16 protein-coding genes and 1 rRNA gene are annotated in these 21,454 nt (G+C 70.3%); 9 read left to right on the forward strand and 8 right to left on the reverse strand.

The genetic code is table 11. The annotated features are described in order from the left end of the window. Positions 1–160 precede the first annotated feature (160 nt). Positions 161–277 (forward strand): 5S ribosomal RNA (gene rrf, locus ACIQTP_RS00005). A gap of 108 nt (positions 278–385) precedes the next feature. Here rrf and ACIQTP_RS00010 read toward each other — a convergent pair. The 5 genes from ACIQTP_RS00010 to ACIQTP_RS00030 are packed head-to-tail and all read right to left on the reverse strand — an operon-like array spanning position 386 to position 5,984. Next, positions 386–1,696: a DUF58 domain-containing protein gene (locus ACIQTP_RS00010; RefSeq protein WP_403394762.1), complete on the reverse strand. Its 1,311-nt coding sequence runs from the start codon at positions 1,694–1,696 to the stop codon at positions 386–388. Further along, complete coding sequence (locus ACIQTP_RS00015) at positions 1,696–2,685, reverse strand: AAA family ATPase (protein ID WP_403396028.1); 990 nt, start codon at positions 2,683–2,685, stop codon at positions 1,696–1,698. The genes ACIQTP_RS00010 and ACIQTP_RS00015 overlap by 1 nt, the downstream gene beginning before the upstream one ends. Continuing rightward, positions 2,685–3,875, reverse strand: a complete 1,191-nt coding sequence (locus ACIQTP_RS00020; protein WP_403394764.1) for a DUF4350 domain-containing protein — start codon at positions 3,873–3,875, stop codon at positions 2,685–2,687. Before ACIQTP_RS00020 ends, ACIQTP_RS00015 begins: the two co-directional genes overlap by 1 nt. Then, positions 3,872–4,618 carry a DUF4129 domain-containing protein gene (locus ACIQTP_RS00025; protein ID WP_403394766.1) on the reverse strand — a complete coding sequence of 249 codons (747 nt, stop codon included), beginning with the start codon at positions 4,616–4,618 and terminating at the stop codon, positions 3,872–3,874. Before ACIQTP_RS00025 ends, ACIQTP_RS00020 begins: the two co-directional genes overlap by 4 nt. 4 nt (positions 4,619–4,622) lie before the next feature. After that, positions 4,623–5,984: a hypothetical protein gene (locus ACIQTP_RS00030; RefSeq protein ID WP_403394768.1), complete on the reverse strand. Its 1,362-nt coding sequence runs from the start codon at positions 5,982–5,984 to the stop codon at positions 4,623–4,625. 140 nt (positions 5,985–6,124) lie between these two features. Here ACIQTP_RS00030 and mtnA point away from each other — a divergent pair, with 140 nt between their 5' ends. The 7 genes from mtnA (at position 6,125) to ACIQTP_RS00065 (ending at position 15,041) form a co-directional block, all read left to right on the forward strand. Then, complete coding sequence (mtnA, locus tag ACIQTP_RS00035) at positions 6,125–7,270, forward strand: S-methyl-5-thioribose-1-phosphate isomerase (RefSeq protein WP_403394770.1); 1,146 nt, start codon at positions 6,125–6,127, stop codon at positions 7,268–7,270. A gap of 8 nt (positions 7,271–7,278) precedes the next feature. Next, positions 7,279–7,968, forward strand: coding sequence for a two-component system response regulator MtrA (gene mtrA / locus ACIQTP_RS00040; protein ID WP_015659998.1), 690 nt, complete (start codon positions 7,279–7,281; stop codon positions 7,966–7,968). A gap of 1 nt (position 7,969) precedes the next feature. Beyond that, complete coding sequence (gene mtrB, locus ACIQTP_RS00045; protein ID WP_403394772.1) at positions 7,970–10,078, forward strand: MtrAB system histidine kinase MtrB; 2,109 nt, start codon at positions 7,970–7,972, stop codon at positions 10,076–10,078. Next, a complete protein-coding gene (locus tag ACIQTP_RS00050) occupies positions 10,068–11,906 on the forward strand; it encodes an LpqB family beta-propeller domain-containing protein (RefSeq protein WP_403394774.1) in 1,839 nt (612 codons plus the stop codon). The genes mtrB and ACIQTP_RS00050 overlap by 11 nt, the downstream gene beginning before the upstream one ends. Positions 11,907–12,134: 228 nt before the next feature. Next, complete coding sequence (locus tag ACIQTP_RS00055) at positions 12,135–13,085, forward strand: ComF family protein (protein ID WP_403394776.1); 951 nt, start codon at positions 12,135–12,137, stop codon at positions 13,083–13,085. 313 nt (positions 13,086–13,398) lie between these two features. Then, on the forward strand, positions 13,399–14,091 hold the full coding sequence (gene hpf / locus ACIQTP_RS00060) for a ribosome hibernation-promoting factor, HPF/YfiA family (RefSeq protein ID WP_402040758.1): 693 nt from the start codon (positions 13,399–13,401) through the stop codon (positions 14,089–14,091). A gap of 206 nt (positions 14,092–14,297) precedes the next feature. Continuing rightward, the gene (locus tag ACIQTP_RS00065) at positions 14,298–15,041 is read left to right on the forward strand and encodes a response regulator (RefSeq protein WP_402040761.1); all 744 of its coding nucleotides are present in this window, start codon (positions 14,298–14,300) and stop codon (positions 15,039–15,041) included. A gap of 48 nt (positions 15,042–15,089) precedes the next feature. On the opposite strand, the gene ACIQTP_RS00070 is transcribed toward ACIQTP_RS00065, so the two are convergent. Both ACIQTP_RS00070 and ACIQTP_RS00075 read right to left on the reverse strand, forming a co-directional pair. Further along, positions 15,090–16,265, reverse strand: coding sequence for a winged helix-turn-helix domain-containing protein (locus ACIQTP_RS00070; protein ID WP_393013235.1), 1,176 nt, complete (start codon positions 16,263–16,265; stop codon positions 15,090–15,092). A 507-nt stretch (positions 16,266–16,772) separates the two neighbouring features. Continuing rightward, a complete protein-coding gene (locus ACIQTP_RS00075; protein WP_403394778.1) occupies positions 16,773–17,354 on the reverse strand; it encodes a GNAT family N-acetyltransferase in 582 nt (193 codons plus the stop codon). 244 nt (positions 17,355–17,598) lie between these two features. Here ACIQTP_RS00075 and secA point away from each other — a divergent pair, with 244 nt between their 5' ends. Then, positions 17,599–20,415, forward strand: a complete 2,817-nt coding sequence (gene secA / locus ACIQTP_RS00080; protein ID WP_403394780.1) for a preprotein translocase subunit SecA — start codon at positions 17,599–17,601, stop codon at positions 20,413–20,415. Between the two features lie 142 nt (positions 20,416–20,557). Here the strand turns inward: secA and ACIQTP_RS00085 are convergent, their stop codons facing one another. Further along, positions 20,558–21,133: an Rv3235 family protein gene (locus tag ACIQTP_RS00085; RefSeq protein WP_402040771.1), complete on the reverse strand. Its 576-nt coding sequence runs from the start codon at positions 21,131–21,133 to the stop codon at positions 20,558–20,560. Positions 21,134–21,454 lie beyond the last annotated feature (321 nt).

Below are 21,454 nucleotides of genomic sequence, written 5' to 3' on the forward strand. Positions count from 1 at the left end.
GGTTGATAGGCCGGATCTGGAAGGCGGGTAACCGCTGGAGGTGACCGGTACTAATAGGCCGAGGGCTTGTCCTCAGTTGCTCGCGTCCACTGTGTTGGTTCTGAAACCACGAACAACCGTCGTAGCTATGCCACGGCTCCGGTTGACAGTTTCATAGTGTTTCGGTGGTCATAGCGTGAGGGAAACGCCCGGTTACATTCCGAACCCGGAAGCTAAGCCTCACAGCGCCGATGGTACTGCAGGGGGGACCCTGTGGGAGAGTAGGACGCCGCCGAACTAATTGTAGGGAGAACCCCCGTACCGGGAAATCGGTACGGGGGTTTTCTGCGTTCGGGATCATTTCTTGGGGCCTCTCGAATCGAGAGGCCCCCTTTTTTGTGCCGGCTTACAGCCGTCCCGCCGCCTTGAGCGCCAGATACGCATCCGCGAGGGCAGGCGCCAGGTTGTCCGGAACCGCGTCGACGACGGTTACTCCGTGGCGCTGAAGTTGTTCGGCCGTGCGATGGCGTTCCGTCTGGGCCTGGGCCGCGGCTGCCGCCTCGTACACCGCCTCGGCGCTTCCCCGAGCGGTAGCCATATGAGCAATGTGCGGGTCGGCCACTGAGGCCACGAGGACTGTGTGGCGGTGGGTGAGACCGGAGAGTACGGGGAGCAGACCCTCTTCGATGGGGGCCGCGTCGAGGCTGGTCAGCAACACGATGAGAGAGCGGCGAGGGGCCGTACGGAGGGCTGTGGCGGTGAGGCCGCGGGCGTCCGTTTCGACGAGCTCCGGCTCCAGGGTCGCCATCGCGTTGACCAGGGAAGGGAGGACGTCGCCGGCCGAGCGGCCCTGGACCAGGGCGCGTACCCGGCGGTCGTAGGCGAGGAGGTCCACGCGGTCGCCGGCCCGGGAGGCCAGGGCGGCAAGGAGGAGCGCCGCGTCCATGGAGGCGTCGAGGCGCGGGGCGTCGCCCACGCGACCGGCCGAGGTCCGGCCCGTGTCGAGGACCAGAAGGATGTGGCGGTCGCGCTCGGGACGCCAGGTGCGTACGGCGACCGTGGTCCGGCGGGCCGTGGCGCGCCAGTCGATGGAGCGGGTGTCGTCACCGGGGACGTACTCGCGCAGGCTGTCGAATTCCGTGCCCTCGCCGCGGGTCAGGACGCTGGTGCGGCCGTCGAGTTCGCGTAGGCGGGCCAGTTTGGAGGGGAGGTGCTTGCGGCTGGTGAAGGGCGGGAGGACCCGTACGGTCCAGGGCACCTTGTGGCTGCCCTGGCGGGAGAAGAGACCGAGGGGGCCGTACGAGCGGATGGTGACGCGGTCCGCCCGGCGGTCGCCCCGGCGGGTGGGGCGCAGGCGGGTGGTCAGGCGTCGACGCTCGCCGGCGGGAACCGTCAGGCGGTGGCGGGAGGCGGCCACCTCGGTGCCCGACTCCCAGCTGCTGGGAGGCCAGGCGTCACGGACGTGGGCGCGCAGGAGGCGGCCGGAGGGGTTGGTGACGGTCAAGGTGACATCGGCGGTTTCGCCGAGGCGTACGGAAGTGTCGCCGGAGCGAACCAGGCCGAGGCGGCGTACGGGTGCGGCGAGGACGGCGTCGCAGGCGCAGGCCAGGGCCAGGGGAGCGTTCACGGCGAGGATGCCCGCCCAGCTCGGCTCCCAGATGCCGACGGGGAGTGTGCCGAGGGCCGCCAGCAGGGCGGCGCGTCCGGTGAGTGCCATCAGCGGGGGACGGGGACGTGGGCGAGGATCGCGTTGATGACCGAGTCGGCCGTCACGCCCTCCATCTCGGCCTCGGGGCGGAGCTGGATGCGGTGGCGGAGGGTGGGCAGGGCCAGGGCCTTCACGTCGTCGGGGATGACGTAGTCGCGGCCGGTCAGCCAGGCCCAGGCGCGGGCGGTGGCGAGGAGGGCGGTCGCGCCGCGCGGGGAGACGCCGAGGGTGAGGGACGGCGATTCGCGGGTTGCGCGGCAGACGTCGACGACATAGCCGGTGATTTCGGGGGAGACCGATGTCTTGGCCACGGCGGCGCGGGCGGCTTCCAGGTCGGCCGGGCCCGCCACGGGGCGTACGCCGGCGGCGCGCAGGTCGCGCGGGTTGAAGCCCTCGGCGTGGCGGGTGAGGACGTCGATCTCGTCCTGACGGGACGGCAGAGGGATCGTCAGTTTCAGGAGGAAGCGGTCCAGTTGGGCTTCGGGCAGAGGATACGTTCCCTCGTACTCGACCGGGTTCTGGGTCGCGGCGACCAGGAAGGGTTCCGGGAGCGGGCGGGGGGTGCCGTCGACGGTGACTTGACGCTCCTCCATCGCTTCGAGGAGGGACGACTGGGTCTTGGGCGGGGTGCGGTTGATCTCGTCGGCCAGCAGGAGGTTCGTGAAGACCGGGCCGGGCTGGAACGAGAACTCGGCGGTGCGGGCGTCGTAGACGAGAGAGCCGGTGATGTCGCTCGGCATCAGGTCGGGAGTGAACTGGACTCGCTTGGTGTCGAGTTCGAGCGCGGATGCGAGCGCGCGGACGAGCAACGTTTTGGCGACTCCAGGGACTCCTTCAAGTAGAACGTGTCCGCGGCAGAGGAGGGCGACGACGAGGCCGGTCACGGCGGGGTCCTGGCCGACCACTGCTTTGGCGATCTCGGTGCGCAGGGCTTCCAGGGAGGAGCGGGCGGTGCCCGGATCCCCGGCGTACCCGGCGTTGTCAGTGGTCGGGGCCATCATGAACGGCGTACCTCTCTTTCGAGGGCGTCGAGTTGGTCGGCGAGGGAGATGAGGGCCGCGTCGTCGCTGGGCGGCGGGCCGAAGAGGAGGGTGTGCAGGGCCTGTCCGTCGCCGTCGAGGCGGGCGGACAGGGCGGGGAGCAGTGCCTCGGGCGCATGTGCCCGGGCGGGGGATACGCCGATGAGGGGGGCGAGTCGGGTGCGAGTGGTGGAGCGCAGAGCGGCGGCCGCGCGGTCGCGGGCGTTGGCCTTGCGGTAGAGGCGGGCGCGGCCTTCGACGGTTTCGGAGGCGCGGATCGCGACGGGGAGGCGTTCGGGCACGAGGGGGCCGAGTCGGCGTGCCCGCCAGAGGGCGGCCAGGCCTGCCGCGATGAAGAGCTGAAGGGTGCCCCAGAGCCAGCCCGAGGGGAGCAGGTCGAGGAAGGTCTTTTTGCCCGCGTCGGTGGCCGAGGTGTCGGAGAGCGAGGGGAGGTACCACACCAAGTGGGGACGGGAACCGAGCAGTTGGAGGGCGAGCGAGGCGTTGCCCTGCTTGTCGAGACGGTTGTTGTAGAGGATGTCGGGGGCGCCGATGACGACGGTGTCGCCGTTCCCGGTGGCCGCCGGGATGCGCAGCAGGGTGGGCAGGCCGTCGCTGGGGTAGCAGGCATCGGTGCCGAGGTCGCTGGTGCTGTAGCGGATGCCGCCGGTGTCGGCGCTGCCCGCGCGGCGGGCGGCGGGCAGGTCGCAGCTGGGGGAGAGCGTCGAGTCGAAGCTGATCGCGGCGTCGGCGGTGACTCCGGGGGCGAGGGTGCCGAGGGATGGCGAGTCTGGGGCGATCAGGATCGTGCGGCCGCCGGAGTTCTTGGTCGCCGCGCGGAGGCTGGTCTGCTGATGGTCGGTCAGCAGGTCCGGGGCAGCGACGAGGAGGGTGGTGTCGGCGCCGGCCGCGGCGCGGGCCTCGTCCAGGGTGGTGACCACGCGCGTGGAGACCCCGCGGTCGCCGAGGAGTTCGGCGGTGGCGCGGCTGCCGTAGGGGTCGGCGGAGCGTGGGTCGAGGCGGCCGTGCTGGGCGCCGGAGCGGATCGCGGCGATCGCGACGGCGGCCGCCAGCAGGATCACGACGGCGAGGACGATGCCTCGGGTGCGGGTCCATACCTGGCGGGCGGTGGGCGCGGCCGAGGTGGACGTGAGGGTGGCCTCGGTCATGAGGCGTCCCCCTGGCGGGTGTTGTGGTCCGCGCTCTGGGCGCTGCTGGTGAGTACGGGTTTGGTGCGCTCGAGGTCGCGGTCGAGTTCGGTGAGGCGGTGGTATGTGTCGGAGCCCGCGGACCGGCCGCCGTATGTGACCTCGTCGAAGTCCCGGGCGGCGGCGCGCAGTCGGTCCGTGTGGGAGGGCAGTGTGCGGCCCGCTTCGGCGGCGGCCTCGTCTGCGGTGCGGCCGGGGCGTGGGTCGAGCAGGGCGCGCTCCTCGAGGGAGCGTACGACGGCGCGCATGCGTTCCTGGACGGCTTGGTTCCAGTGGCCCTGGGCGGCGTGCGCTTCGGCGGCCGCGCGGTGTTCGGCGGCGCTGCGGGGGCGGTCGTCGAAGAGTGCGGCGGAGGAGGTGGGGGTGCGGTGCGGGGTGCCGAGGCGCCACCAGAGGGCGGCCACGACGGCCAGCACCGCCACCACGATGACGACAAGTCCGAGTGTGCCGCCGGGAGTCGCCGTGGAGGCGGCGCTGAACAGTTTGTCGACCCAGTCCCAGAAGGCGTTCAGGGCGCGTTGCACCGGGCTGGGGTCGTTCTCGTGGTACATCCGTTTGGACAGTTCGCGCTTGGCCGCCTCCCGCGCGGGGTCGCGCGGGATCGTCACCGGTGGTTCGTCGTCGCGCGGCAGCGCGAGTACGGCCGTGGCGCCGGTGCGCGGCAGTGCCAGTACCGCTGTGAGAACTCCCCCCGCCGGACTCACCGCATCAGCTCCCCGCAGTGGTGCCGGGGGTGCTGGAGCCGTAGTCCTGGACACCGGCGGCGCGGGCCAGGTCGAGGTCGAGGGCCTCGCGGCGGATGCGCTGGTCGATGTAGAGGAGCACGGTGACGCCCGCGGAGATCGGGAAGGTGATCATGGAGCCGACCACCGAACCGATTCCGCTGACGATGAGGAACGTCCAGCCGGGGCTGCCGCCGCTGCTCAGGAATCCGGCGACGCCGTCGCCGCTCAGGGCGGAGGCGATGACGGCGAAGGGGATCACGACGATCGACGCCACGATGTTGGCGATGATCGTGGCGAGCAGCTGGATGCCGAAGACTCGCCACCAGGAGCCGCGGACGAGCTTCGCAGAGCGGCTCATCGACTTCAGGACGCCCTGCTTCTCCAGCATCAGGGCGGGCGAGGCGAGCGAGAAGCGGATCATCAGCCAGAGGGCGACGACGCCCGCGCCGAGCCCGCCGAGGACCGCGAGCGCGGTGCCCGCGCTGCTCGAGCCGGCGATGGCGACGAGCAGGCCGGGAAGAGCGCCGACGGTGATGATCGCGATGGCGATGAGCGGCAGCAGGAAGGTCAGGGCGAACAGCTTCGGCAGCCGGGGTCTGGCGTCGCGCCAGGCTTCGGCGGTGGTCACCGACTTGCCGAGCACCGCGCGGCTGGTCACGGAGGTGAGCAGGGCCGTGGCGACGATGGTGCCGAGCAGGCCGATGAGCACGACGACGCCGGAGCTCAGCAGGGTGTCGCCGAGGGCGCGGCTCAGCTCGCCGGCGGTGGCGCTCGGGTCGTTGAGGACGTCCGTGCTCGCGCGGTCGTCCAGGACCAGGCCCTGGAGCAGGATGACCGCGATCTGTGTGACGACGGCGACGGTGAGCGAGATGCCCAGGACGGTGCGCCAGTAGGTCCGCATCGTGGAGACCGCGCCGTCGAGGATCTCGCCGACGCCGAGCGGGCGCAGGGGGATCACGCCGGGCTTGGCGGCGGGCGGCGGGCCGCCCCAGTTGCCGCCCCAGCCAGCGGGACCTCCTGGGCCTCCGTAGCCACGGCCGGGGCCTCCCCAGCCGCCGTAGCCGGCGCCCTGGCCTCCGTGGCCGCCCGCGCCCGGGGGCTGCTGACCGCCCCAGCCGGGGCCGGGGGGCGGTGGCGGCGGGGCCTGGCCGGGGCCCTGTGGGCTGGGAGCGGACCACTGGCCGGGCGGGGGCTGCTCCTTGGACCACTTCGAGGGCGGCTCCGGCTGGTTCGTGCCACCTTGGTCCGCGGGCTGCTCCGGGGGCTCGGCGGCGCCGGAGTTGTCCGGCTCCTGCCCGTCGGAGGGGGCAGATCCGGGCGAGGCCCAGCCCGGAGTGTCTTTCATCGTCGCTCCTTCACGGTGCCCGTCCGCGGTCGCGGCGGCAGGTTGGCAGCCATCGTGCCACGGTGTGCCCGGCATGGGACCGGCCCCCGTATGGGGTGGACACCTTCAATTGTCCGCCTGCTACGGGGCAGACTGGGCGGATGGCTGATCAGTACGCGCAATTCCGCGAGGGCGACGGGCCACTGGAGATACCGGCGATCCGCTGGGACGAGCCGCCCGAAGGTCCGGTGCTGGTCTTTCTCGACCAGACACGGTTGCCGGCCGAGGAAGTTGAGCTGGTGTGCACGGACGCTCCCGCGCTGGTGGAGGCGATTCGCACGCTGGCCGTGAGAGGGGCGCCGTTGCTGGGTATCGCCGGGGCGTACGGAGTCGCGCTCGCCGCCGTGCGCGGCTTCGACGTGGACGATGCCGCCCAGGCGCTGGCGGGCGCCCGGCCCACCGCGGTGAACCTCGCTGTCGGTGTGCGCCGGGCGCAGACGGCGTACCGTGCCGCGCTCTCCCGTGGCGGTGATCAGCGGCAGGCCGCCGGGGCGGCGCTCGAAGCGGCGCGGGCTCTGCACCGGGAGGATGCCGCGGCCAGCGCACGGATGGCCGAGCACGGGTTGGCGCTGCTCGACGAGTTGCTGCCCGGTGGTGGGCATCGGATTCTGACCCACTGCAACACCGGGGCGCTGGTGTCCGGCGGGGAGGGCACGGCCTTCGCGGTGGCCCTCGCGGCACATCGGGCGGGGCAGCTTCGGAGGCTCTGGGTGGACGAAACGCGTCCGTTGCTGCAAGGTGCTCGCCTGACGGCTTACGAGGCGGCGCGCAACGGAATGGCGTACACCTTGCTCACGGACAACGCGGCGGGATCACTGTTCGCGGCGGGGGAGGTGGACGCTGTGCTGATCGGGGCCGATCGGATCGCTGCCGACGGTTCGGTGGCGAACAAGGTGGGGAGCTATCCGCTCGCGGTGCTGGCCCGGTATCACCATGTGCCGTTCATCGTGGTGGCGCCGGTGACGACATTGGACCCGGACACCCCGGACGGAGCGTCCATCGAGGTCGAGCAGCGCCCCGGTCATGAAGTGACCGAGATCACAGCACCCCAGGTGCCTGTGGCGCGAGTGGAAGCGGGAGGCGGGATACCGGTGGCACCCCTGGGGACCCAGGCGTACAACCCGGCGTTCGATGTGACGCCCCCCGAGTTGGTGACGGCGATCGTGACCGAAGAGGGCGCTGTGTCGCCCGTGACGGCTGAGGCACTCGCTGAGCTGTGTGACAGGTCACGCCAGGTAACGATTTAGTTAATGGGATGATGTCGTTTATGAAGGGACGAGTCCTTGTCGTCGATGACGACACCGCACTGGCCGAGATGCTCGGCATTGTGTTGCGTGGTGAAGGTTTTGAGCCGTCTTTCGTAGCCGACGGCGACAAGGCGCTGGCCGCTTTCCGTGAGACCAAGCCCGATCTGGTGCTCCTGGACCTGATGCTTCCCGGCCGGGACGGTATCGAGGTGTGCCGCCTGATCAGGGCGGAGTCCGGGGTGCCGATCGTGATGCTCACGGCGAAGAGCGACACCGTCGATGTCGTGGTCGGCCTCGAGTCCGGCGCCGACGACTACATCGTGAAGCCGTTCAAGCCAAAGGAGCTGGTGGCGCGGATCAGGGCGCGGCTGCGTCGTTCCGAGGAGCCGGCGCCCGAGCAGCTGGCCATCGGCGATCTTGTGATCGATGTGGCCGGTCACTCTGTGAAGCGGGACGGGCAGTCGATCGCGCTGACGCCGCTGGAGTTCGATCTGCTGGTGGCGCTGGCCCGTAAGCCGTGGCAGGTGTTCACGCGGGAGGTGCTCCTCGAACAGGTGTGGGGCTACCGGCACGCGGCGGACACCCGACTGGTCAACGTGCATGTCCAGCGGCTGCGCTCCAAGGTCGAGAAGGACCCGGAGCGGCCGGAGATCGTGGTGACCGTCCGTGGTGTCGGTTACAAGGCCGGACCGAGCTGACGTGTCCCGGGACAGTGCCGCTTCGGCGCCCGGTGAGCCGGGGGTCCGTTCGGGGCGGCCTGTCGGCCGGAAGGTGACGGGCTCCCGTTGGGGACGTTTGTTGGAGGGCGGGCTGCTGCAGGGCGGAGTCCAGGGCAGCCCGGTCCTTCGGTTGTTCATGCGCTGGGTGCGCCGTCCGTTGCTGCCCGTGATGCGGCTGTGGCGGCGCAACATCCAGCTCAAGATCGTCGTCACGACGCTGCTGATGTCGCTGGGTGTCGTGCTGCTGCTCGGCTTCGTGGTCATCGGGCAGGTGCGCAACGGTCTGCTGGACGCCAAGGTCAAGGCCTCGCAGAGTCAGGCCACGGGTGGCTTCTCGGTGGCCAAGCAGAAGGCGGACGCGGCTGCCACGGCCAATGGTGACGACGGTTCGAGTGCGGACGGCCGTCCGTCCAAGAACGTCAGCCAGTGGATGAACGACCTCGTCGTCTCCCTTTCCAGTGGCGGCCAGGGCGCCTTCGACGTGGTGACGCTCAGCTCCACCGTGGCCGGCAACGGTGGTGCCGGGCGGGGTCCGCGTTCCTCGGGTGACGTCGATCCGACGGTGAGCATCCCGGAGGCCCTGCGCGCCCGCGTCGACAGCAACACGATGGCGGCCCAGAGCTACACCAGGGTCGTCTACAAGGACGGCACGGAGTCGCAGGCCGCGCTGGTCATCGGCAAGCAGGTCCTCGACCCCAACGGAGACTCGTACCAGCTCTACTACCTCTTCCCGCTGACGCAGGAGGAGAAGTCGCTGAGCCTGGTCAAGGGGACGCTCGCGACGGCCGGACTGTTCGTCGTGGTGCTTCTGGGGGCCATCGCCTGGCTCGTGGTGCGCCAGGTCGTCACTCCGGTGCGGATGGCGGCAGGGATCGCCGAGCGGCTCTCCGCCGGGCGCCTGCAGGAACGGATGAAGGTCACCGGCGAGGACGACATCGCACGGCTCGGTGAGGCCTTCAACAAGATGGCGCAGAACCTTCAGCTGAAGATCCAGCAGCTGGAGGACCTGTCGCGGATGCAGCGACGATTCGTGTCCGACGTGTCGCACGAGCTGCGTACGCCGCTCACGACCGTCCGGATGGCGGCCGACGTCATCCACGACGCGCGCGTGGACTTCGATCCGGTGACCGCTCGGTCGGCCGAGCTGCTCGCCGATCAGCTGGACCGGTTCGAGACGCTGCTCGCGGACCTGCTGGAGATCAGCCGGTTCGACGCGGGTGCGGCGGCGCTGGAGGCCGAGGCGATAGACCTCCGGGAAGTCGTACGGCGTGTCGTCAGCGGGGCCGAGCCGCTCGCCGAGCGCAAGGGCTCGCAGATACGCGTCGTCGGCGACCAGCAGCCGGTGGTCGCCGAGGCGGATGCCCGGCGGGTGGAGCGGGTGCTGCGCAATCTCGTCGTCAACGCCGTGGAGCACGGCGACGGCAAGGAAGTGGTGGTCAAGCTCGCCACAGCGGGCGGGGCGGTCGCCATCGCGGTGCGTGACTACGGCGTCGGCCTCAAGCCCGGAGAGGCGACCCGGGTCTTCAGCCGCTTCTGGCGTGCCGACCCGGCACGCGCGCGTACCACCGGCGGCACGGGGCTCGGGCTGTCCATCGCCCTGGAGGACGCACGGCTGCACGGCGGCTGGCTGCAGGCGTGGGGTGAGCCGGGCGGCGGTTCGCAGTTCCGGCTGACGCTGCCGCGTACCGCGGACGAGCCGCTGCGGGGGTCTCCGATACCTCTGGAGCCCATGGACTCGCGGCGTAATCGTGGACTTAATGACGCGGGACTGCCCTCCGGCGGCGGCGACAAGCTCGCCACGGTGCCGATGCAGGCCACGGGCGGGAGAGCGGCACCGCCGATGCAGCGGGCGTCCGTGGTGCCGCGGCTGGCCGGGGCATCGCCCACGGCCGATCCGACGGCGCTGCCGGGCAACGGCGCGCGTGTGGTGCCGAGGCCCTCCGGGGCCGTGCGGCAGCCGGACGACATGGCCGCCGAGGGTGGGGAGCGGAGCGTGCGGGAGCGTGGCCGGGACGGCGGCGGGCCTGAAGAACTCGGACAAGGAGAGCCCGAGGAACTCGGGCAAGGGGAGGCATTTCGTGGGCGCTGACCGCGAGGGGAGCGGCCATTGGCGTCTCGCGCACGTGGGGGTGTACCTCGGCTGCGGCGCACTGCTGCTGACCGGGTGTGCCTCGATGCCGGACAGCGGGGATCTGCGCGGGGTCGAGTCCACGCCGAGGCAGGACTCGCAGGTCCGCGTCTTCGCGCTGCCGCCCCGCGAGGACGCCCCGCCGGCGGAGATCGTGCAGGGCTTCCTGGAGGCTCTGACCAGTGACGACGCGCAGTACGAGACGGCGCGCAAATATCTGACGGCGAGCGCCCGCAAGGCGTGGGATCCGTACCGCTCCACGACCGTCCTCGCGGACGGACCCAACCCCGAGTCGGGGCACTCGGGCAGTAGGGAGGAGGGCGACGACACGTACACGCTCTCCGGCAGCAAGGTCGCCACGGTGGATGAGCAGCACGCGTACACGCCGGACTCCGGTTCGTACCGGACGGCGGTGCACCTCACGCTGCAGAAGGACACCAAGCAGTGGCGCATCGACGCGCTGCCGCAGGGCGTGGTGATGGGCAACTCCGACTTCCAGCGCAACTACGTGTCCGTCAACAAGTACTACTTCGCCTCGAATGTGCCCTCCGGGTCGGGCGGACCGCTGGGGACCGTCGCCGATCCCGTCTATGTGCGCAACAAGGTGGACCCGATGACGGAGATGGTCCGGTCGCTTCTGAAGGGGCCCACGCGCTGGCTGGATCCGGTGGTGACGTCGAGCTTCCCCTCCGACACGGAGCTGAAGAAGGGCGTCACGTCGTTGTCGCCCGACGACCGCAACAGGGTGACGGTCCCGCTGAACAAGAAGGCCGACCGGGTCGGAGAGACCCAGTGCAACAAGATGGCGACCCAACTCCTCTTCACGCTCCAGGACCTGACGCCCACGGGCGTCGACGAGGTGGAGCTGCAGCGGTCGAACGGTTCGCAGCTGTGCGTGGTCACCGAGAGCCGGGCGGAGACCGTCGCTTCGCACGGCACGGCAAATCACCCCGAGTACGAGTACTTCATCGACGCCAAGCAGCGGCTCGTACGGCTGCCCAGCGGCAACAGTGACAAGCAGCCCGAGCCGGTACCCGGTGCGCTGGGAGTGGGCGACAAGAAGCTGCGGTCGGCGGCGGTGTCCCGGACCGAGGACAGCGCGGCCGGTGTGTCGGCCGACGGGAGTTCGCTGTACGTCGGATCGCTGGTGTCGGGCGCCTCGCTGGGGGACGCGGTGCTGCACAGCCAGGGGGCGACGCCGGACGACCGGCTGACGACGCCCAGTTGGGACGGACAGGGCGACCTGTGGGTGGCCGACCGCGATCCGAAGAACCCGCGGCTGCTCTTGCTGGAGAAGGGCGCGGGTACTCCGCTGGCGGTCACCGCGCCGGGCATCGACGGCCGTGTCCAGGCGGTGCGGGTGGCCGCCGACGGCGCGCGGATCGCGCTGATCGTCCAGAAGGACGGCAAAAGCTCACTGCAGATCGGGCGCATCCAGCGCGACACCAAGACCGGCGGACGGCCTCTCATCTCGATCCTCGAGCTGCGCTCCGTGGCGCCGCAGCTGGAGGAGGTCACCGCCATGTCGTGGGCCGGGGACAGCCGGCTCGTCGTCGTCGGGCGCGAGTCCGGCGGGGTGCAGCAGATGCGCTACGTCCAGGTCGACGGCTCCACTCCGGTGGGCACCGCGCCCTCCGCGCTGACGGGGGTCAAGGAGGTCGCCGCGTCCGAGGACGAACGGCTGCCGCTGGTGGCGCACTCGGAGGAGGACGGGATCGTGCGGCTGTCGTCCGGGGAGCAGTGGCAGAAGATCGTCAAGGACGGCACCGCTCCGGTGTATCCCGGGTAGGGACCTTCTTCGTCCCGGGTAGGGACTCGCCGGGCCTCCCGTTTCGGGCAGGCCCGGCTGTCGTACGGGGTGGACCTGGCCGCTGTACGGGTGGACCTGGCTGTCGTACGGGGTGGACCTGGGGGTCATTTCGCGTGGGTCCCCCGGACGGGTGATGGCCGTGGAGTTGTCCACAGGCGGTTGTCCACAGGGGTGGCCGGTCGGCCCGCGCGTTGGCAGAGTGGTGGCATGCGGGGGTGGTGGCAGGACCTCACCGATCTGGTGCTGCCGGCCGAGTGCGGAGGCTGTGGAAGGCCTCGCACGGTGCTCTGCCCGGAGTGCCGTGCCGCCCTGAGCGGGGCCGCACCGCGCCGGGTGCGACCCGATCCGGAGCCGCCCGGGCTGCCGGTGGTGCACGCGGCGGCCCCATACGAGGACGAGGTGCGCGCGACGCTCCTCGCTCACAAGGAACGGGGGGCACTGACACTTGCGACACCTTTGGGAACGGCCCTGGCGGGGGCTGTACGGGCAGGGACGGGGAACCTGTGCCTCCCCGCCCCAGAAGGATTGCCCACGGCCCCGGACGGGCGCCTGAGGGGCGGCAACGGGCAACTGCGGCCCGGGGGCGGTCATGGAAGCGCGCCGCTTTCCGGCACAGGGCCGGTGCTGCTCGTTCCCCTGCCGTCCTCGCGGTGGGCGGTGCGGGCGCGGGGCCATGATCCGGCGCGGCGGATCGCGCTCGCGGCGGCGGGGGAGCTGCGTCGCGCGGGGACACCGGCCCGGGTGCTGGCCGTGCTGCGCCAGCGGCGCGCCGTGGCCGACCAGGCGGGGCTCAACTCGCGGCAGCGACTGGACAATCTCGCGGGCGCCCTGGAAGTGGCCGCCGGAGGTGCCCGGCTGTTGGCGGGCGGCGCGCGGGTCGTACTCGTGGACGACCTGATGACGACGGGCGCCTCGATGACGGAGGCGGCCCGTGCCGTACGGGCGGCGGTGGCGCGCATCGATTCGTACCCGGACATCGATGCATGCGTCGCGGAAGCGGGGGAACCAACGGGAGAACGGATGACCAAGACAACGACAGCGGATACCGACCGGACACAAGCAACCCGGGGAATGGCGGGTATGGGCGGAGTCGACGACATGATCTGCGCGGCTGTAGTCGCGGCCCCGCCGGACTCTTTCGAAAAAAACCGGAACTGACCGAGAACTTCCATCGTTGCAGGTAATGACCAGGTCAATTCACCTGAACGGAGGTACGCCGCAGTAGAGGGTGACGACATCCGTCCAGGCGAGATATGTTCGGTTGTGAGGCAATGGCGCAGGCCGTACCTCGCCCATCCGAATGTCGTGCTGCGGGTTTCTGAATCACCCGTAGCGGTGGGGTGTAGATCTTGCCCACGGGGGAGGAGGAGGTGAAAGTCACCAAGTCCGAGGCTCCGGCACTCACCGGGGCCTGGTGCAAAAGGGAGACGCTCCGCCAGTGCAGCGGAGCAATCCGGGAACGGAGTTCTGCGTGGACATCGTCGTCAAGGGCCGCAAGACCGAGGTGCCCGAGCGGTTCCGCAAGCACGTGGCCGAGAAGCTGAAGCTGGAGAAGATCCAGAAGCTCGATGGCAAGGTGATCAGCCTCGACGTGGAGGTGTCCAAGGAGCCCAACCCCCGGCAGGCCGACCGTTGCGACCGAGTGGAGATCACGCTCCACTCCCGCGGTCCGGTGATCCGGGCGGAGGCGGCGGCAAGTGACCCGTACGCGGCACTCGACCTGGCGGCGGACAAGCTCGAAGCCCGCCTGCGCAAGCAGCACGACAAGCGCTACACCCGCCGCGGCAACGGCCGGCTCTCGGCCGCCGAGGTGGCCGACCACGTGCCCGGCGCCGCGACGCTCAACGGGAACGGGGCCGTCGTCCACGAGGACGACATGGACAGCGTGCCGACGAAGAAGATCGGCTCCCTCGAGGTCATGGGCGAAGGCCCCCTCATCGTTCGCGAGAAGACCCACGTGGCCGCCCCGATGACGCTGGACCAGGCGCTCTACGAGATGGAGCTGGTCGGGCACGACTTCTATCTCTTCGTCGACTCCGAGACGAAGGAACCCAGTGTCGTCTACCGGCGGCACGCGTACGACTACGGCGTCATCCACCTCAGCACGGACCCCATGGTCACCCAGGCCGGATCGGACGCGCCGGGCGGTGCGCTCGGCGGCTGACCCGCCCCGATGACGGCTGAGCCGGTGCCCCTGGAGCGCGCGTGCGCCCCCAGGGGCACCGGTGTGCGACCACTTCGCGACCCGCTCTGTCACCGCACTGTCGTCCGGGCATGGAATCATGGCCGAACCGGCCTCAACCGGTGGGTCGTTGCCTCGGATCGGCGATGGCACAGGAACGCAGGCCACGGCCTTCAGGGGGAGGAACGATGGCGGACAGCTTCGGACCGATGCGTGACGGGGATGCCGACGGCGTCGTCGGCATGGGCCCGGACGCGGGCTCTCCACGCAAGGAGCCCATTCGGGTCCTCGTCGTGGACGACCATGCCCTCTTCCGCCGCGGTCTGGAGATCGTGCTCGCGGCCGAGGAGGACATCCAGGTCGTCGGCGAGGCGGGTGACGGGGCGGAGGCGGTCGACAAGGCCGCCGACCTGCTCCCCGACATCGTGCTGATGGACGTACGCATGCCGAAGCGGGGCGGCATCGAGGCGTGCACCTCCATCAAGGAGGTGGCTCCGAGCGCGAAGATCATCATGCTGACGATCAGCGACGAGGAAGCCGATCTCTACGACGCGATCAAGGCGGGCGCGACCGGTTATCTCCTCAAGGAGATCTCCACGGACGAGGTGGCCACGGCCATTCGCGCGGTGGCGGACGGGCAGTCGCAGATCAGCCCGTCGATGGCGTCGAAACTTCTCACCGAGTTCAAGTCGATGATTCAGCGGACGGACGAGCGTCGGCTCGTGCCCGCGCCGCGGCTCACGGATCGCGAGCTGGAGGTTCTCAAGCTCGTCGCGACAGGGATGAACAACCGGGACATCGCCAAGGAGTTGTTCATCTCCGAGAACACCGTGAAGAACCATGTGCGCAACATCCTGGAGAAGCTGCAACTGCACTCCAGGATGGAGGCGGTGGTCTACGCGATGCGGGAGAAGATCCTCGAGATCCGGTGAGTCGGCGCCGGGCTGGTCAGGGCGGTCAGTTCGGCCGGTCAGGTCAGGTCAGGCCAGTGCGCGGGTGAGTTCCTTCGCGAGGGGCTCGCGGAGGTCGGGGGCGTCCACGCGTTCCACGCGTACGTTTGTGCAGTCCACCCAGCTCGCTGCCTCCAGGAGGGCCTGAGCCACGGCAGGGACCGCCTTGGCGCCGTCCAGCGTGACCTGTTTGGCGACCAGGGTGCGGCCCTCGCGGGCGGGGTCCACGCGGCCGACGAGCCGGCCTCCGGCGAGGACCGGCATCGCGAAGTAGCCGTACACCCGCTTCGGCTTGGGCGTGTACGCCTCCAGACGGTGGGTGAAGCCGAAGATCCGCTCCGTGCGGGCCCGCTCCCAGATGAGTGAGTCGAACGGGGACAGCAGCGTCGTACGGTGGCGGCCGCGCGGCGGTGTCTCCAGGGCCGCCGGGTCCGCCCACGCGGGCTTGCCCCAGCCCTCCACCGTCACCGGGACCAGGCCCGAGTCCGCGATCACCGCGTCGACCTGGTCGCCCTTGAGACGGTGGTAGTCGGCGATGTCCGCGCGCGTGCCGACGCCCAGGGACTTGCCGGCCAGGCCGACCAGGCGGCGCAGGCACTCCGTGTCGTCCAGCTCGTCATGGAGCAGGGCCTCGGGGACGGCGCGCTCGGCGAGGTCGTACACCCGCTTCCAGCCGCGGCGCTCCGTGCACACCACCTCGCCGTACATCAGCGCGCGCTCTACGGCCACCTTGGTGCCCGACCAGTCCCACCACTCGCTCGTCTTCTTCGCGCCGCCCAACTCCGTGGCCGTGAGGGGGCCTTCGGTGCGGAGCTGCTTGATGACCTGGTCGTAGGTGCCGTCCGGCAGGTCGTGGTTCCAGTGCGGGCGGGAGCGGTAGGCGCGGCGGCGGAAGGCGAAGTGGGGCCATTCCTCTACGGGGAGGATGCAGGCGGCGTGGGACCAGTACTCGAAGGCGTGGGTGTCGGTCCAGTAGGCCTGGTCGACGGTTTTGCGGCCTACCGCGCCCAGGCGGGCGTACGGGATGAGTTCGTGGGAGCGGGCCAGGACGGAGATCGTGTCGAGCTGGACCGCGCCGAGGTGTCGCAGGATTCCGCGGACGCCGGCCCTGCGGTCGGGAGCGCCCAGGAAGCCCTGGGCCCGTAGGGCGATGCGGCGGGCTTCTTCGGCGGAGAGGTCGGTGGTGGGACGCGGGAGGCTCGTCATGTTCCACACGGTAGGCGGTGCCACTGACAGTGGACTCGCCCCCGCCGCCCCTACCCGTCCCATCCCCGGAGGCTCCGCCCCCGGACCCCCAGCGGGGCTCCGCCCCTGCACTCCAGCGGGGCTGCGCCCCTGCACCCCAGCGGGGCTGCGCCCCTGCACCCCAGCGGGGCTGCGCCCCTGCACCCCAGCGGGGCTGCGCCCCTGCGCCCCGGGTGGCTGCGTCCCTGCACCCCAGCGGGGCTGCGCCCCTGCGCCCCGGGTGGCTGCGTCCCTGCACCCCGGGCGGGGCTGTGCTGCCGCACCCCGGGCGGGGCTGTGCCCCTGCACCCCGGCGGGCTGTGCTCCCGCACCCCGGGCGGGGCTGTGCTCCCGCACCCGGGCGGGGCTGCGCCCCCGCACCCCGGGCAGGGCTGCGCCCCCGCACCCCACCTGGACCGTCGACCCTTGTCCGCTTCGGGATGAGGGGGCGGGTCCGCGGTCTCGAGTGTTGGATGGGGTGGAGGGGTGTTACGGGGTGGTGGGGGGCGGGGCGGGCAGGTATGGGGCCGTTGATGGCAGGCCCAGGTCTGAGGGGAGTAGGGAGCCGATCCAGCAGTCTCGGCGTACGCCCTTGTTGTTGAGGGCGGAGCGGAGGGTGCCTTCCAGGGTGAAGCCGGCGCGTTCGGCGACCGCGCGGGAGCCCTTGTTGCCGACCTCGGCGCGCCATTCCAGGCGGTCGACGGCGAGGCTCGTGAAAGCCCAGCGGGCGGTGGTGAGGGTGGCCTCGGTGATGTAGCCGTTGCCGCGGTGCTCCTTGGCCGCCCAGAAGCCGACCTCACCGACGCCGAGGGAACGCATGCTGATGGAGAGCATGCCCGCCAAGTCCCCCGACAGGAGGAAGGCACCGAAGGTGAACATGGAGCCGTCCGCCCAGCCGTCCGGCACCATCTGGTCCGTGAAGCCCGTCGCGTGCTCGCGGAGATAGGGCGAGGGAATCGTGGTCCAGCGCTGGATGTCGGGGTCCTGGACGGCTTCGTACACCGCGTCGGTGTCGTGAGAGTCCACGGCGCGCAGGAGCAGCCGGTCGGTGGTCAGCGTGACGGGGTCCATCGGCCGATTCTGCTAGGGCCGCCGAAAGGGCGCCATTCCTTTGCGGCGAGTGACGGTTCGGTTACTTTTCGCAGCGCGGACACGGCACCTTCCGCAACCCCTGTCCGTTGTCCTAGTGGCTGTCACTGGCAGACCTCCCGGCGCGGTGGGGTCCTCGCTTACGATGGCCGTTGCTCAAGCTGTGATTTGAATCTGACATTGAACCCGACCGTCCCAGGCCCGACCGGCAAGGAGACAAACCCCCGTGTCCGTCCTCTCGAAGATCATGCGTGCAGGCGAAGGCAAGATCCTGCGCAAGCTGCACCGCATCGCGGACCAGGTCAACTCCATCGAAGAGGACTTCGTCGACCTCTCCGACGCCGAGCTGCGCGCCCTCACTGATGAGTACAAGCAGCGGTATGCGGATGGGGAGAGCCTGGACGACCTGCTCCCCGAGGCCTTCGCCACCGTGCGTGAGGCCGCCAAGCGTGTCCTCGGTCAGCGTCACTACGACGTGCAGATGATGGGTGGCGCCGCGCTCCACCTCGGCTATGTCGCGGAGATGAAGACCGGCGAGGGCAAGACCCTCGTCGGCACGCTGCCCGCGTATCTGAACGCCCTCTCCGGAGACGGCGTTCACCTGATCACGGTCAACGACTACCTGGCCGAGCGCGACTCCGAGATGATGGGTCGCGTCCACAAGTTCCTGGGCCTGACCGTCGGCTGCATCCTCGCCAACATGACGCCGGCCCAGCGCCGCGAGCAGTACGCGTGCGACATCACGTACGGCACGAACAACGAGTTCGGCTTCGACTACCTGCGCGACAACATGGCCTGGTCGCAGGACGAACTCGTCCAGCGCGGCCACAACTTCGCGATCGTCGACGAGGTCGACTCCATCCTCGTCGACGAGGCCCGTACGCCGCTCATCATCTCCGGCCCGGCCGACCAGGCCACCAAGTGGTACGGCGACTTCGCCAAGCTGGTCACCCGGCTGAAGAAGGGCGAGGCCGGCAACCCCCTCAAGGGCCTCGAGGAGACCGGGGACTACGAGGTCGACGAGAAGAAGCGCACGGTCGCCATCCACGAGCCCGGCGTCTCCAAGGTCGAGGACTGGCTGGGCATCGACAACCTGTACGAGTCGGTGAACACACCGCTGGTGGGCTACCTGAACAACGCCATCAAGGCCAAGGAGCTCTTCAAGAAGGACAAGGACTACGTCGTCATCGACGGCGAAGTCATGATCGTCGACGAGCACACCGGCCGTATCCTCGCCGGTCGCCGCTACAACGAGGGCATGCACCAGGCGATCGAGGCGAAGGAAGGGGTGGACATCAAGGACGAGAACCAGACGCTCGCCACGATCACCCTGCAGAACTTCTTCCGCCTCTACGGCAAGCTCTCCGGCATGACCGGTACGGCGATGACCGAGGCCGCCGAGTTCCACCAGATCTACAAGCTCGGCGTCGTCCCGATCCCGACCAACAAGCCGATGGTCCGCAAGGACCAGTCGGACCTGATCTACCGCACCGAGGTCGCCAAGTTCGACGCGGTGGTCGACGACATCGCCGAGAAGCACGAGAAGGGCCAGCCGATCCTCGTCGGCACGACGTCGGTCGAGAAGTCCGAGTACCTCTCGCAGCAGCTCTCGAAGCGGGGCATCCAGCACGAGGTGCTGAACGCGAAGCAGCACGACCGTGAGGCCCCGATCATCGCCCAGGCCGGCCGCCGGGGCGCTGTGACCGTCGCCACGAACATGGCCGGTCGAGGCACGGACATCAAGCTCGGCGGCAACCCGGACGACCTCGCCGAGGCGGAGCTGCGTCAGCGCGGCCTCGACCCCGAGGAGCACATCGAGGAGTGGGCCGCTGCCCTCCCCGCCGCCCTGGAGAAGGCCGAGCAGGCCGTCAAGGCGGAGTTCGAAGAGGTCAAGGAGCTCGGCGGGCTCTACGTGCTGGGCACCGAGCGCCACGAGTCGCGTCGTATCGACAACCAGCTGCGCGGTCGTTCCGGCCGTCAGGGCGACCCGGGCGAGTCCCGCTTCTACCTGTCGCTCGGTGACGACCTGATGAGGCTGTTCAAGGCCCAGATGGTCGAGCGCGTGATGTCGATGGCCAACGTGCCGGACGACGTGCCGATCGAGAACAAGATGGTCACGCGCGCGATCGCCTCCGCCCAGTCGCAGGTCGAGCAGCAGAACTTCGAGACGCGCAAGAACGTCCTGAAGTACGACGAGGTGCTCAACCGGCAGCGCGAGGTCATCTACGGCGAGCGCCGCCGCGTCCTGGAGGGCGAGGACCTCCAGGAGCAGATCCAGCACTTCATGGACGACACGATCGACGCCTACATCGCGGCCGAGACCGCCGAGGGCTTCGCCGAGGAGTGGGACCTGGACCGGCTGTGGGGCGCCTTCAAGCAGCTCTACCCGGTGAAGGTCACCGTCGACGAGCTGGAGGAGGCGGCCGGTGACCGTGCCGGTCTGACGGCCGAGTTCGTCTCCGAGTCCATCAAGGACGACATCCACGAGCAGTACGCGGCCCGTGAGGAGCAGCTCGGCTCCGAGATCATGCGGGAGCTGGAGCGCCGCGTCGTCCTGTCGGTCCTCGACCGCAAGTGGCGCGAGCACCTCTACGAGATGGACTACCTCCAGGAGGGCATCGGTCTGCGCGCCATGGCGCAGAAGGACCCGCTGGTCGAGTACCAGCGCGAGGGCTTCGACATGTTCTCCGCCATGATGGACGGCATCAAGGAGGAGTCCGTCGGCTATCTGTTCAACCTGGAGGTCCAGGTCGAGCAGCAGGTCGAGGAGGTCCCGGTCGAGGACGCCGCGCCGTCGCTGGAGAAGAAGGAGGACGTCGTGCCCGCGGGTGCGCGTCCCGAGATCCGCGCCAAGGGGCTCGACGCCCCGCAGCGTCCCGACCGGCTGCACTTCTCCGCGCCGACCGTGGACGGTGAGGGCGGCATCGTCGAGGGCGACTTCGCCAGCGACGACGACGAGCCCGTGCGATCCGAGGCGGACGGCCTCACGCGCGCGGAGCGCCGCAAGCAGCAGAAGAGCAACGGGCGGCGCCGCAAGAAGTGACCGATCGGCTCGCGAGAGCTGACGAGAGCTGAGTGGTGGTGAAGGGCCGGGCACCTTTGGGTGTCCGGCCCTTTGCGTTGCTCAGTGGGGGTTCAGGGGCCCTCGGGAGTCGCCAGTGGGGTGTTCGGGCCCCAGGAGCTGCTCAGTCGTCGTCCGGGCGGGGCATGCGGGGGCCGCCCAGTTCCACCGCTGTGCAGCGCCAGCGGAGGTCGGGGCCCTGTTCCAGGCGGAAGGCCATCGCGCGGAGCCGGTCGCCCGCGCCGATGCGGGCGAAGGCCTCGATCGCGCCTGGCCGTGGCACGTAGTAGCCGATGTCGCGGACGACCGGGCGGGTGCCGCGGGTGCGCAGGGGGCCGCGTTCGGCGAGCCAGGCCAGCTCGTCGTAGGCCCGGCCCGCGGTGTGGCGCAGCATGCAGTGGACGGGACGTTGGCCGCTGAGCACCGCGAGGAGGCGGTCGGCGAAGAGGTCGGTGGGGCGGGGCTGCGGCGGCGGTGAGGACGGCGGTGACGGCCGTGGGTGGTCGGCCGGTGGGGGCAGGAGGAGGGTGCCGGATGCGGCCTCCGCCGGGGGCGCCTGCGGTGGGCTGTCTCCCGGGGCCGGGCGGGGCGCGCCCGCGCCCGGGGTGCGCGGCGGTGTGGTGCCGGGGCGGCGGGTGTCGTGGCGGCCGGGTGGGTGGGTGCCCGGGCGGCGCTTCGTCCTGGTCATCACCTTGTTCATGCGTCGTCCCCGTTCATGAGTCGGCCCCCCCACTCGCCGCGACCGGTTGATACCGGGCGGTAACTTCGTGTTGGGGATCTTCTACGAGGCGGGAGCGGGCCCCCGCAAGGACGCCCGGCGCGCGCCGCGGCGGCCGGGAGGTTCACCTATCAGAGTGAGCGGGAGGGGTGGGAGGCCTGGCGGGGAAGGGATGTACCGGGTGAATCGCGGGCCGGGGGTGGACGCCGTACGGGGGAGGGAGCGGGACCCGAAGGGGGACGCCCACACGTATCCTGAAGGCCTTCCCGGGAGGCGCGGGACCGCCCTTCCGGGAGCCCTCCG

The sequence above is a fragment of the Streptomyces sp. NPDC090798 genome, from assembly GCF_044768965.1.
Taxonomy (GTDB): domain Bacteria; phylum Actinomycetota; class Actinomycetes; order Streptomycetales; family Streptomycetaceae; genus Streptomyces.